A 12,122-nucleotide genomic window follows, 5' to 3' on the forward strand; every position below is an offset into this window, starting at 1 on the left:
TCGCTCAGCGGCGGGCCAGGAGCTCCCGCAGGTGCGGCACCACGTGGTTCGTCAGCAGCGGCGCGAGGTCGTCGGGCAGCTCACCCTCGATGCGGAGCCAGCGCTGCTCCGCGATCTCGGCGAGGGGCGCCGGCGCGTCGTCGTCGGCCAGGTGGGCGACGTAGACCATGGCGTCCACCCAGGCGCCCTCCTCGTTGGCGGCCACGTCCAGGAAGCGACCGAGTGGTTCGCCGGCCCCGGAGACGTCGACGCCCACCTCCTCCATGACCTCGCGGACGGCGGCCTCCTGGGCCGTCTCCCCGGGGTCGATCTTGCCGCCCGGCAGCATGAAGCGGTGCGAGCCCGCCTTGCGGACCGTCAGCAGCTGCCCGTCACGCAGGAGGCAGTAGGCGGCCGTCACGAACGTCGTCATGCCCGCACCGTAGCGCCAGGCACGAGGCGTGCCCCCAGGCCCCCCGAGCCGCCCCTGCGGCACGCGCTGCAAGAAGTTGCAGAACTTGCTTTGAGTTTTCGACTCGATGAGGAACGATGGTGGCTCGTGACGCCATCAGCAACCCAGACCTTGAACCACCCGGCGCAGGCCACGCAGATCCGCGAGGAAGCGACCCCCGTGCACGCCGCCGACAGCCCCGACGCCGCGTGGTGGCGCCAGGCCGTCATCTACCAGATCTACCCGCGCTCGTGGGCCGACGGTGACGGCGACGGCATCGGTGACCTTCCCGGCATCACCTCCCGGCTGCCCCACCTCCGGGCGCTGGGCGTCGACGCCATCTGGCTCTCGCCCTTCTACACCTCGCCGCAGGCCGACGCCGGCTACGACGTCGCCGACTACCGCGACATCGACCCCATCTTCGGCTCGCTCGCCGACGCCGACGCCATGATCGCCCGGGCCCACGAGCTGGGCCTCAAGGTCATCGTCGACATGGTGCCCAACCACTCCTCCGACGAGCACACGTGGTTCCAGGCCGCGCTCGCAGCGGGACCGGGCAGTGCCGAGCGCGAGCGCTACATGTTCCGCGAGGGGCGCGGCGAGGCCGGTGAGCTGCCGCCGAACAACTGGCAGTCCGTCTTCGGCGGCGCCGCGTGGACGCGGGTCACCGAGGCCGACGGCAAGCCCGGGCAGTGGTACCTGCACCTCTTCGACCCCAAGCAGCCCGACTTCAACTGGGAGCACCCCGAGGTGCGCGCCGAGTTCGAGTCGATCCTGCGCTTCTGGCTCGACCGGGGCGTCGACGGCTTCCGCGTCGACGTCGCGCACGGCCTGATCAAGGAGCAGGGCCTGCCCGACACCGAGGAGGAGCGGACCGTCATGCTCGGCCACGCCGAGCACGAGGACGAGGACCACCCGCACCACGGCCTGGCCGAGGACTCCCCTCGCATCGACCACACCAAGCGCAGCCCCATGTGGGACCAGGACGGCGTGCACGAGATCTACCGTGCGTGGCGCAAGATCCTCGAGTCCTACGGCACCCCGGACCGCATCCTCTGCGCCGAGGCGTGGGTCGAGCCCCAGGAGCGCGCCGTCCAGTACGTCCGAGCGGACGAGATGCACCAGGCGTTCAACTTCGACTTCCTCACGTCCTCGTGGGTCGCCGAGGACCTGCGGGCCGTCATCACCTCGTCGCTGCACGCTGCCGACTCGGTCGGGGCGCCCTCGACGTGGGTGCTGTCCAACCACGACGTCGTCCGCCACGCATCGCGTCTGGGCTTCGCTCCGGGCACCCCGCGCATGAACGGCATCTCGGCGACCGACCCGCAGCCCGACCGTGCGCTGGGCCTGCGCCGGGCCCGCGCCGCCACCGCCCTCATGCTGGCCCTCCCGGGCGGCGCCTACATCTACCAGGGCGAGGAGCTCGGGCTGCCGGACTCGACCGACATGCCGGCGGAGTACCGCCAGGACCCGACGTTCGCGCGGACCGACGGCGCGGAGACCGGCCGCGACGGGTGCCGCGTGCCGATCCCGTGGTCGGCCGACGGCCCGTCGCTCGGCTTCGGCCCGAGCGCGAGCACGTGGCTGCCGCAGCCGGCCGTCTACGCCGAGTACGCCGTCGACCGGCAGGAGGGCGTCGCCGGCTCGACGCTCGAGCTCTACCGCTCGCTCCTCGCCGCGCGCCGCGAGCTCTCCCTCGGGACCGGCTCGCTCACGTGGGTCGAGGGCTATGGCGCCGACGTGGTCGCGCTGACCAACGGCGCCCCGTCCCGCGACCGGGTGCTCGTCGTGGCGAACCTCGGCCCCGAGGCGGTGGCCCTGCCCGAGGGTGCAGAGGTCATCGTGTCCTCGGGCCCGCTCGAGGACGGCCTCGTGCCCACGGACACGACCGTCTGGGCCCGCTGGTCCTGACCCTCGCGGGCGGTCCTGAACCGCAGCGCACGTGAGGCCCCTGTCCCTCGGGACGGGGGCCTCACGGCATACGGCGCCCGGAAGGGCCTGTGGATGACGGGCGCTCCCTTCCGGCCTGCTTTCCTACCGTCGAGGCATGACGCGCTACTCGATCGACACCGAGGGGGTGTCGCGCGAGCGTCTCGCGCTGGCTCACGACCCGGATGAGCTGCGGCAGTGCGCGTCGGCCGTGGCCTCCGCGACGGCGGCTGCCATGGCAGCGGTGGGGTGCGAGGGCGCGGTCATCCGCACGGCCCTGGAGCGCTTCCGCCTCGTGCACGCACATGCTCTTGATGCCGTCGCCGACGCGGTCGGCGCCCTGGGGGACCGCCTCGACCGGTCGACGGCCGAGACCCGCTCCGTCGAGCTCCTCGTCACCGCCGGGCTCGCCCAGGTGGCACCTGTCGGGTCGGCCGGGTCGCCGCCGGTCCTGCCCGGTGCCCGATGAGTCGGGCGGAGCCGGGCGGGCACTCGGCAGCGGCCATTCCCGGGGAGGTGGCGCTGCCGCTGCCGTCGGGGGACCCACAGGCCCTGCGCCTCGCGGCCGGCTCCCTGGAGCGGGCGGCAGCCTGCGCTGGTGCGACGACGACGGTGCGCGGGACTCTCGCGCCCCGTCTCGACGCCGTCTGGTCCGGAGCGGCCGCCACGGCGGCACGCGACGAGGCGGACGAGCTCGGTCGGCGGTCCCGTCGGGTCGTGGAAGGGCTGTCCCCCACCGCTCGCTCGCTGAGGACGTATGCCGCCGCCCTGGAGCTCGCCGTCACGCGAGTGCGCTCCCTGCAGCGCCAGTGGGACGGCCTCGACGCCGAGCGGGCGCTGGCGTGCCTGCGCCTTGCCACCCTGCCCGACCCCTCCGGGGTGCTGGCCGCGCACGGGATCGAGCGCGCCCGGGCGGAGCAGGCGCTGGGTCGCGCCCGGCTCAGCCGGAGCTACGAGCAGGTGCTGGCCGAGCTGCGCGGATCGGGGCGCCGCTGCGCGCAGCTGGTCGCCGGCGTGACCGACGTGGTCTTCCCGTCCGCGGCCTCCCCCACCGGCGCGAGAGTGCGCTCGGTGGTGGCGGGTGGACTGTGGTTCGCCGAGGGGGCGGTCGCGGCGCGAGCCTCCCGTGACGCCGCCCTCTCGGACGGCGTCCTCGTCCGGCGTGTGATCGCTGCGAGCGCGGCACCCGACCCGTCGCTGGACGACGCTGCGGTCACTCAGCTGGCGGCACGGGTCCGCGCGGGGGCCCAGGACCCGGTCTACGCGCAGACGTTGCTCTCGGAGCTGGGCGCCGACGGGCTCGTATCGGTCCTCATGGCCGCCGGCGTGGCCCGCCGTGGATCCGGCGCACACGTCGACACCGTGCGCGACCTGCTCGGTGGGTTCGGCTCGCTGCTCCTCACCGCGACGAGCCACTCCACGCAAGCCGAAACCGACCCGCGCACCCGCGAGCAGCTCGCCTCCGGCGCCGCCCTGCTGGCGGACGACCTGGTCGCCGGCCTGGGACGCGTCCACGGTGGACCCGAGGAGGCTCGCGCCACCGGCGCATGGCTGCTCGGCCAGCTCCTGTCAGGCGCTCGTGCGGCCGGCGACGGTCGGCGGCTGCCGCCGCGACTCGCGAGACGAGCCGCCGCCGCAGCGGCGGCGGCCGAGGTCGCCGAGACCCGCGATGCAGATGCGCGGCTGCGGCACGGCACGACGCTGCCTGCCGGCGGCGACGACGCCTTTGCCTCGTGGTTCGACGACGCCTCGCGCACCGGCGATGCCCTCCATGTCCTCCTCGACCAGGTCGGCGACGACCCGGCCGAGCAGGCAGCGCTGCTCGCCGAGCCGCTACCGGACTCCGCGGTCGCGGGAGAGGCGCTCGCGAACTCCCGCGGCGACCGCCTGACTGTCGGCGAGCACCTCGTCCGTCGGTGGGTCACGCTGGAGGCCAGTGGGGTCGAGAGCCACCCCGACCTGCGGCTCGCGACCGACACCGACCTTCGTCGCCTCCTGCAGAGCGTGTCGAGCGATGCGTCCGGTGGTGCGGCGGAGAGCCGCGCCCGGGTCATGCTCGAGGTGTCGCGCACCAGCGGCCACGCCATGCGCGAGGCGTCGACCACGCAGATCTACTCGCGCGCCACCGCTCCCCTCGAGGGACACGTCGCCGACTGGCTCACCGCCATGCGCGAGAACGTGGACCGGGCTCTGGCACAGAGTCATCCGGTGCCCGCCGACGAGCCGTCGTACGCCGCCGCGACCTCCCGCGGGATGCAGCCGTGGCTCGATGCTCCGGAGCTGAACGCGGTCGTCGGGACGCTGGCCGCCGACACCGGCATGGGCCTGCACGCCAAGGATCCCGGCGCTGCCTACAACCGCCTCGTCGAGACCGAGCTCCGTGCGACGCGAGAGTCGGTGCACGCGGGTCACGATGCGGAGCCCGGCGTGGTGCGCATCGGGTTCTTCGACCAGGCGGCCTCGGCCGAGCTGGTCGCGTTGGCGAGGCGCCAGGACGGCCTCAACCGCTCCGCCCTGCAGTCGCTCGCGGAAGCGGGTCACGTCGTCGCAGAGATCCGCAGCGGCAACCTGACGGGGCTCGCCTCGACGGTCAAGACGTACGTCGACGGGGGCACGACGCGTACCGCGGCCGACGACCTCGTGATCGCGATGGTCCGTTCCGACGTGGAGCTGGCCCAGACGGAGCGCGACGACTCTCGTCGGGCCGAGCTGGCGGCGCGCCTCACCGCCCTCACCGGGGGCAGCACCGACGTGCGTTCATCTCTGGCCGCCGGCGCCCGGCGTGGGCCCGCCCTTCCTTCTGCGGAACAGCTGCGCACGGCGCGCCACGACGAGGTCGAGGCGGCCGTCATGGCGCTGCGCGACGAGAGGATCCAGTCCGTGGCCGAGTCCCGGATGGACGGCCTCAAGGACCGTGCCGGCGCACCGTACCCCTCGCACGTGATCAAGGCTCACTCCCCTGTCCCTGATCCCTCACCCGGCACGAGCCTGACGCCGGGGCAGGCGGCAGAACGTCTTCGTAGGAGCACGCCCACAGGAGCCGCCCTCAAGGCCGACGTGTTGCACCGCTCCGGCTCATGGGTTCTCGAAGATGTCCCCGAGAGGGGAAGGGTCTTCCCTCTGGTGGGCGGCGACGGTGTTGAACGCACCCTTGTCCAGATGCCGGGTAGCGTGAACGGCGTGGAGGGCCGGTTCGAGTGGATCCTCGAAGGCGATCGGATCACACATCAGCTGTTCGTACGCAACGGGAAGATCACAGGGGTGCCCATCAAGCCATGAACAGCGAATCCATCCGCCCGCTGCCCTTCTCGTTCGTCGACAGCCATGTCCACCTCCTACCTGCGGAACTCGCTGCCGGGTACCGCCTGGGGTACCTCGACGAGTGGACAGTCGTCAAGCTCGCCGAGCGTGTCTTTGCTGCGGGCAACTGCCAGGTGGCCGCCGTCGAGGAGCTGGCCCTGCTCCTCAGTGACGACCTCGATCGGGTGCCGGCACTCGTGGCAGAGGTCGAGGCCGATACGAACAGGACCCGTGCGGAGGAGCGTCGCGTCTGGCTGTTCCTGGTGCTTCAGTGGGTCTACGAGCATCGCGAGATCTCGGCAGATCCCATGGGCGATCTCGAAAAGGTGTACGCGGGCTTCGACTACCCGCAAGAGATGGAACCCTTCGTGCCCTTCCTGCCGGCGCCTGCCGGGAAGAGCAGCGGTCCTGAGGCGATCGAGGAGCGGTTGCGGGCCTATCTCGACAGTCGCTCGCGCGACTACTCGCAGCGCGCGAGTCGGACTCGGCCCCGAAGGCCGCCCACTGATTCGCGCACCGCTGGTGGCTGCAGCGATCAGCCTTGATCGGCCGTGAACCGGTGGGGCCGCAATCGCGTCGCGTACGAGGCAGTTCACGGAGCGAGGTCCCACATCCAGTGACGCCCACAGAGCCCAAGCGTTCCATCGTGGAAGAGCTGCTCGTCTCCACGATCTATGACTGGATCGATCTGGGATATGTCCGGTCGACGGTCCGCGATCTCACCGGCGCACAGCCCCCGGAACTCCATGCGGCCACGATGAAGGTGGTCGGAGCGCTCATCGCCGACGGTCTGGTGGCTGCCGGCGACGTGACGGACGGGGCCTTCCAGGAGTGGGACTGCACACGTGACGAAGCCATCGCTCGCATCGACCAGGAGTGGCGCGCGGCGTCGGATCCCGAGCTGTGGCCATTCCAGGTGGCAGCCCTCGCCCCCACTCAGGACGGCTTCCGCGTCATTGCCGGGGTCATGGCTCGCGAAGGTGAGGACGACTCCTGGCGACGGCGCCTGGCGCAGGGCTCCTTGGCGCAGGCGCAGCGTCCGGACAGCAGCCCGGGCCCGACCTGAGGGCCGGCCTGATGACGCTCGCCCGCGGCTCCCGGACCCGGACTGACGCGCCAGCTAGCCTCGCGCATGTGGTGACAACGCGGCTCTACCTCGACCGGACTCCCGTGGCACTGGCCCATCGGGGCGGCGCGACCTACCCGCCGAACGTCGGGCTCGAGAACACCATGACCGCCTTCGGCAACGCGGTCGCCATGGGCTACACGCACCTCGAGACCGACGTCCACGTGACCCGGGACGGGCGGCTCGTCGCGTTCCACGACACCGTCCTCGACCGGGTCACCGACGGCAGTGGCCGCATCCGCGACCTGCCGTGGTCGGAGGTGTCGGGCGCCCGGATCGGCGCCGCCGAGCACGTGCCGCTGGTCACCGAGGTGCTCGACACCTGGCCCGACGTGCGGCTCAACATCGACCTCAAGGCGCCGGGAACGGCAGAGCCGCTGTGGCGTCTCGTCGAGGAGCGGAGGCTGCACGAGCAGATCTGCGTCGGCTCCTTCTCCCAGCGCAACATCTCCGAGTTCCGCAGGCTGTCACGAGGGACCGTCGCCACGGCCGCGGCACAGGCGGGCACCGCGCTGGCCCGGTTCGCGCCTCGGTCCCTCACGGCGCTGCTACGCACACCCGCCGACGTCTTCCAGGTCCCGGTGTCGGTCGCCGTCCGCGGCCGTGTCGTGCCGGTGGTCACCGCACCCCTGCTGGCGGCAGCCCACCGCTATGGCAAGCAGGTGCACGTCTGGACGATCGACGACGCCTCGCAGATGCACCGACTGCTCGACCTGGGCGTCGACGGCCTGGTCAGCGACCGGATCGACGTCCTCAAGGACGTGCTCGTGGCGCGGGGGTCGTGGACCGGCCGCGGCTGACGGCATACGGAAGGGTTCAGCGCACGAGCACGTGCCCACGGGACGTGCTGAGGCGCGTCCACCGGCCCTGGGCCGCGACCGCGGCCGGCTGTCCCGGCACGGTGAAGCCCAGCACGTGGGCACCGAAGGCGAGGCCGGCCGGTATGGGCGGCACCGTCTCGCTCATCCGAGCCCAGACCCGTCGCCGTAGGGCGTCGACCGCGTGGCCTCCGGCCCCCTCCGGAGCGCCTTCGGCGACCTGCGAGATCCCTTCTCGGGCAATGGAATCGACGATCGCGCCATCGAGCTGGCCGACGGGCTCCCAGCCGTCACGCGGTGGTGTGAGGCCGCTCCACGGCACACGGACGGTCATCGGGGGCACGCTGAGCACCGCGCCGGCTCCGTCACGGGCGAGCCGGTCGTTGACGGCGGCGAACGAGACGGTCGTGTCGAGCTCGTCGGCTCCTGCCACCCTGACCACGCGCATGCCGAGCACCGTGCCCTCGCCGAGCAGGCCACTGCCCTCGATCACCGCGACCGTCGTCACGAGCAGGCCGCCGAGCACCTGCAGCCGCACCGCACCGCCGGGGTTGGCCCGGCCGGCGCGGGCCAGGAAGGTGCCGAGGTCGGACATCCCGCGCGGGTCCCCGAAGTCGACGTGGACCGTGCCCGTCATCGACGCCGCCTGCGGAACGGAGCCGGCTCTCCGATGTGGGCGCGCAGTGCCGCACGCTCCTCGGGGCGCATCCGTCGCGGCGATGCGGTGGCGAAGTCGTAGAGCGCTAGCTCGGTCTCCGCGACGGCATAGACGGGGCGCTCGCCGGCGGCGTGCCCTCCCTCGATCCCGTCGGGGTCGGTGACGATGTAGGCCACGTCGAAGCCGGCCCCGCCGACCCGCGACACCCACATCTGCACCTCCACCGGCGCGTGGCGGAAGCCCAGGGGTCGGCGGTACTCGATCTCGTGGCGCGACACCAGCACTCCCTCGTCGAGCAGCGACTTGTCGCCCGCTCCCCCGCCGTCGAACCAGTCACGGAAGCCGATGACGCGGGCATCCTCGAGCAGCCGCAGGAACTGGACGTTGTTGATGTGCGCGTAGGCGTCCATGTCGGACCAGCGCAACGACACGTGCGCGGCGTAGGGCCCGACACGGGCCTCGCCGGCCTCCTGCGGGGTGTCGGTGGCGTCCGGGGTCTGGCTCATGCCGCCATCCTCCCAGCCGCGGCGCTCGTCGGTCGTCCACACCCCCTCCTCGCGCCCCCGCGCCCTCCACAGCGGACGTATGCCGGTCGGCGCGGTCGGTGGGGCCGCGTACGTTGGGTGCCATGCCCTCCACCCCGACCGCACTCTCCCCTGCTGACGTCGACCCAGGCCTGCGCGAACGCGCGACGGTCGCCTTGCGCCGGCTCGTGGGACGCGACGACGTCGACTTCCGCGACGGCCAGCTCGAGGCGATCAACGAGCTCGTCGCGGGACGGCGACGGGTGCTGGTCGTGCAGCGCACCGGGTGGGGCAAGTCGGCGGTCTACTTCGTCGCGACGGCGCTACGACGGGCCGAGGGCGCGGGGCCGACCGTCATCGTCAGCCCCCTGCTCGCGCTCATGCGCGACCAGATCGCGGCGGCCGAGCGGGCCGGGATCAAGGCCGTCACCCTCAACTCCACGAACGCCGACGAGTGGGGTTCGGTGTCCGGGGCGCTGGCCCGGGGCGAGGTCGACGTGCTGCTCGTGAGCCCCGAACGGCTCAACAACCCGCGCTTCCGGGACGAGCAGCTGCCTGCCCTGGCCGAGTCCTGCGGCCTGCTCGTCGTCGACGAGGCGCACTGCATCAGCGACTGGGGCCACGACTTCCGTCCCGACTACCGCCGCATCCGCGACCTGCTCACCACCCTTCCTTCGCGGACGCCCGTCCTCGCGACGACGGCCACGGCCAACGCCCGCGTCGTCACCGACGTCGTCGAACAGCTCGGGGCCGGCGGACGTGACGTGCTGACCCTGCGAGGGCCGCTCGCACGGGCATCCCTACGTCTCGGCGTGCTGCCACTCGCGGCTCCCGAGCAGCGGCTCGCCTGGCTCATCGCCCACCTCGAGGAGCTGCCCGGGTCTGGCATCGTCTACGCGCTCACCGTGGCGGCCGCGGAAGACGTCGCCGTCGCGCTGCGGGAGGCGGGGCACCAGGTCGTCGCCTACACCGGCCGCACCGAACCGAGCGAGCGGATCCGCCTCGAGGAGGCGCTCCGCGACAACCAGGTCAAGGCTCTCGTCGCCACCTCGGCCCTCGGGATGGGCTTCGACAAGCCCGACCTCGGCTTCGTGCTGCACCTCGGCGCGCCGTCGTCACCGGTCGCCTACTACCAGCAGGTGGGTCGTGCCGGGCGAGCGACCGAGCGGGCCGACGTGCTGCTCATGCCGGGACCGGAGGACAAGGACATCTGGCGCTACTTCGCGTCCGCCTCGATGCCTCGCCAGGACCAGGCCGACGGCGTCGTGCGGGCCCTGTCCGAGTCGGCCAAGCCGCTGTCGACCGTCGCCCTCGAGACCATCGTCGACGTCCGGCGCACGCGCCTCGAGCTGCTCCTGAAGGTCCTCGACGTCGACGGTGCCGTGCGCCGCGTCCCGGGTGGCTGGACGGCCACGGGTGAGCCGTGGACCTACGACGCCGAGCGCTACGGCCGGGTCACCGAGGCCCGCGAGCGCGAACAGCAGCTCATGGTCGACTACGAACGCACCGACCGCTGCCGGATGGCCTTCCTGCAGCAGACCCTCGACGACGACTCCGCCGAGCCCTGCGGCCGCTGTGACCGCTGCGCGGGGCCGTGGTTCGACGCGACGATCCCCGAGGCCGCCGTCAACACGGCCCGCTCGCGGCTCGAGCGGCCCGGTGTCGTGCTCGAGTCCCGCGCGCAGTGGCCGTCGGGCATGGACCGCCTCGGGGTGCCGCTCAAGGGGCGCATCGGACCCTCGGTGTCGATGGAGGAGGGCCGCGCCGTCGCCCGTCTCAGCGACCTCGGCTGGGGGCAGCGGCTGCGCGAGCTGCTGCGCGGCCCCGACCGCGACGTGCCCGCCGAAGCCCTCCGGGCCTGCGTCGAGGTGCTGGCGGGCTGGGGATGGGAGCAGCGACCGGCGGCCATCGTGTCGGTGCCCTCACGCCGGCGCCCCCTGCTCGTCGGCTCCCTGGCCGACGGGCTCGGGCAGCTCGGTCGGCTGCCCCACCTCGGCTCCCTCGACCTCGTCGAAGGCGGACCGATCGGCGACTCCGGCGGCAACAGCGCGTTCCGGCTGGCGAACGTGTGGGGGCGGCTCGCGGTCGGTCCAGAGCTCGCGGCCTCGCTCGACGGCATCCCAGGACCCGTGCTCCTGGTCGACGACGTCAGCGACTCCCGCTGGACCCTGACGGTGTGCGCCGGGTTGCTGCGTGAGGCGGGCGCCCCGGCTGTCCTGCCGCTGGTCCTGGCCATGGAGGGCTGAGGCCGGGACTCGCCGCCCCGCGAGGTGCCTGCGCACGACTCCGGGCCGCCCGAGGAGGGGCAGCCGCACGGAAGCGGTCCCACTAGGGTCGACCTGTGACTGCTGACGCGACCGCCGTGCCGAGCCCGCTCCCTCCGCTCGAGGACCTCCTCGAGGTGCTGACCCTCCGCGACGTCGGCACCGCCCACATCGCCGTCACCGACGTCCAGGGCAAGGACGCCGCCGAGTCGATCGGAGCCGCCTCCGCCCGCGTCTTCGAGGGCCGGAGCCAGAAGATGCCGCACGGGCGCGTCTTCGGCGGGCAGGTCCTCGCGCAGTGCGTCATGGCTGCCGGCATCACCGTGCGCGATGCCAGCGAGGCCGGGGCGGCCCGTCCGATCCACTCCCTGCACGGCTACTTCATGCGGCCCGGCGACGACACGCTCCCCATCCGTTTCGCCGTCGAGGAGATGCGCGACGGCAACTCCTTCTCGACCCGCCGCGTCCACGCGGTCCAGAAGGGCGCACCCATCATGTCGATGGTCTGCTCCTTCCAGCAGCGTGCCGGAGGTCTCGACCACCAGGACACCATGCCGCCGGTCCCCGGACCGGACGGGCTGGCCTCCCTCGCCGATGCCTTCCGCGGCGTCGACCACCCGGGCGCCCGCCACATCGCGGAGTCCCGGCCCATCGAGCTGCGCCCCGTCGAGAGCAACATGTTCCTCGACGCCGGCCCCGAGAAGGTCGCCACCAACCACGTGTGGATGCGCGCCGTCGACCGGCTCCCCGACGACCCGCTGCTGCACGCCGCCGTCCTCGCCTACTCCAGCGACTACTCGCTGCTCGAGCCCGTGCTGCGTCGCCACGGCCTCGTCTGGACCGACCGCCGGCTGCGGGTGGCCAGCCTCGACCACTCGATGTGGTTCCACCGCGACGCCCGCGCCGACGAGTGGCTGCTCTACGCCCAGCAGTCGCCGTCGGCGGTGAGCGGCCGGGGCCTGTCCGTCGGCGAGATCTACAGCCAGGACGGCACGCTCGTCGCCACCACCGCCCAGGAGGGCATGGTGCGCGTCAAGGAGTCATGACGCACGCCGAGGCCCCGGTCGACGGCG

The 12,122-nt window shown here is 72.7% G+C and carries 11 protein-coding genes; 8 read left to right on the forward strand and 3 right to left on the reverse strand.

Annotation, left to right across the window (positions count from 1 at the left end):
- Window positions 1–4: 4 nt before the first annotated feature.
- Window positions 5–412 (reverse strand): NUDIX hydrolase, encoded by a 408-nt coding sequence (locus tag ABD241_RS16075; protein WP_344064831.1) that lies wholly within the window; start codon window positions 410–412, stop codon window positions 5–7.
- 126 nt (window positions 413–538) lie between these two features.
- On the opposite strand from ABD241_RS16075, the gene ABD241_RS16080 reads away from it, so the two are divergent.
- From ABD241_RS16080 to ABD241_RS16105, 6 genes are all read left to right on the forward strand, one after another.
- Window positions 539–2,341 carry a glycoside hydrolase family 13 protein gene (locus ABD241_RS16080; RefSeq protein ID WP_425580800.1) on the forward strand — a complete coding sequence of 601 codons (1,803 nt, stop codon included), beginning with the start codon at window positions 539–541 and terminating at the stop codon, window positions 2,339–2,341.
- Window positions 2,342–2,477: 136 nt separating this feature from the next.
- Window positions 2,478–2,828 (forward strand): hypothetical protein, encoded by a 351-nt coding sequence (locus tag ABD241_RS16085; RefSeq protein WP_344064833.1) that lies wholly within the window; start codon window positions 2,478–2,480, stop codon window positions 2,826–2,828.
- The gene (locus tag ABD241_RS16090; RefSeq protein WP_344064836.1) at window positions 2,825–5,638 is read left to right on the forward strand and encodes a hypothetical protein; all 2,814 of its coding nucleotides are present in this window, start codon (window positions 2,825–2,827) and stop codon (window positions 5,636–5,638) included. Before ABD241_RS16085 ends, ABD241_RS16090 begins: the two co-directional genes overlap by 4 nt.
- A complete protein-coding gene (locus ABD241_RS16095; protein ID WP_344064839.1) occupies window positions 5,635–6,204 on the forward strand; it encodes a DUF2247 family protein in 570 nt (189 codons plus the stop codon). The genes ABD241_RS16090 and ABD241_RS16095 overlap by 4 nt, the downstream gene beginning before the upstream one ends.
- A 101-nt stretch (window positions 6,205–6,305) precedes the next feature.
- The gene (locus ABD241_RS16100) at window positions 6,306–6,725 is read left to right on the forward strand and encodes a hypothetical protein (RefSeq protein WP_344064842.1); all 420 of its coding nucleotides are present in this window, start codon (window positions 6,306–6,308) and stop codon (window positions 6,723–6,725) included.
- Between the two features lie 68 nt (window positions 6,726–6,793).
- On the forward strand, window positions 6,794–7,585 hold the full coding sequence (locus tag ABD241_RS16105) for a glycerophosphodiester phosphodiesterase family protein (protein ID WP_344064845.1): 792 nt from the start codon (window positions 6,794–6,796) through the stop codon (window positions 7,583–7,585).
- A gap of 16 nt (window positions 7,586–7,601) precedes the next feature.
- Here ABD241_RS16105 and ABD241_RS16110 read toward each other — a convergent pair whose 3' ends face one another.
- Both ABD241_RS16110 and ABD241_RS16115 read right to left on the reverse strand, forming a co-directional pair.
- The gene (locus ABD241_RS16110) at window positions 7,602–8,240 is read right to left on the reverse strand and encodes a DUF8185 domain-containing protein (RefSeq protein ID WP_344064848.1); all 639 of its coding nucleotides are present in this window, start codon (window positions 8,238–8,240) and stop codon (window positions 7,602–7,604) included.
- Window positions 8,237–8,767, reverse strand: a complete 531-nt coding sequence (locus ABD241_RS16115; protein WP_344064851.1) for an acyl-CoA thioesterase — start codon at window positions 8,765–8,767, stop codon at window positions 8,237–8,239. Before ABD241_RS16115 ends, ABD241_RS16110 begins: the two co-directional genes overlap by 4 nt.
- 122 nt (window positions 8,768–8,889) lie before the next feature.
- Between ABD241_RS16115 and ABD241_RS16120 the strand changes: the two genes are divergently transcribed.
- Together ABD241_RS16120 and ABD241_RS16125 are read left to right on the forward strand one after the other, a co-directional pair.
- A complete protein-coding gene (locus ABD241_RS16120; protein ID WP_344064853.1) occupies window positions 8,890–11,031 on the forward strand; it encodes a RecQ family ATP-dependent DNA helicase in 2,142 nt (713 codons plus the stop codon).
- 95 nt (window positions 11,032–11,126) lie between these two features.
- A complete protein-coding gene (locus ABD241_RS16125; RefSeq protein ID WP_344064855.1) occupies window positions 11,127–12,095 on the forward strand; it encodes an acyl-CoA thioesterase in 969 nt (322 codons plus the stop codon).
- Window positions 12,096–12,122: the final 27 nt, after the last annotated feature.

The organism is Terrabacter lapilli, from assembly GCF_039531305.1.
Classification (GTDB): domain Bacteria; phylum Actinomycetota; class Actinomycetes; order Actinomycetales; family Dermatophilaceae; genus Terrabacter; species Terrabacter lapilli.

What these genes read in the sequence shown, in the direction of transcription:
- ABD241_RS16075 (WP_344064831.1), bottom strand. Translation starts at nt 412, where the DNA reads ATGACGACGTTCGTGACGGCCGCCTACTGCCTCCTGCGTGACGGGCAG.
- ABD241_RS16085 (WP_344064833.1), top strand. Translation starts at nt 2,478, where the DNA reads ATGACGCGCTACTCGATCGACACCGAGGGGGTGTCGCGCGAGCGTCTC.
- ABD241_RS16090 (WP_344064836.1), top strand. Translation starts at nt 2,825, where the DNA reads ATGAGTCGGGCGGAGCCGGGCGGGCACTCGGCAGCGGCCATTCCCGGG.
- ABD241_RS16095 (WP_344064839.1), top strand. Translation starts at nt 5,635, where the DNA reads ATGAACAGCGAATCCATCCGCCCGCTGCCCTTCTCGTTCGTCGACAGC.
- ABD241_RS16110 (WP_344064848.1), bottom strand. Translation starts at nt 8,240, where the DNA reads ATGACGGGCACGGTCCACGTCGACTTCGGGGACCCGCGCGGGATGTCC.
- ABD241_RS16115 (WP_344064851.1), bottom strand. Translation starts at nt 8,767, where the DNA reads ATGAGCCAGACCCCGGACGCCACCGACACCCCGCAGGAGGCCGGCGAG.
- ABD241_RS16120 (WP_344064853.1), top strand. Translation starts at nt 8,890, where the DNA reads ATGCCCTCCACCCCGACCGCACTCTCCCCTGCTGACGTCGACCCAGGC.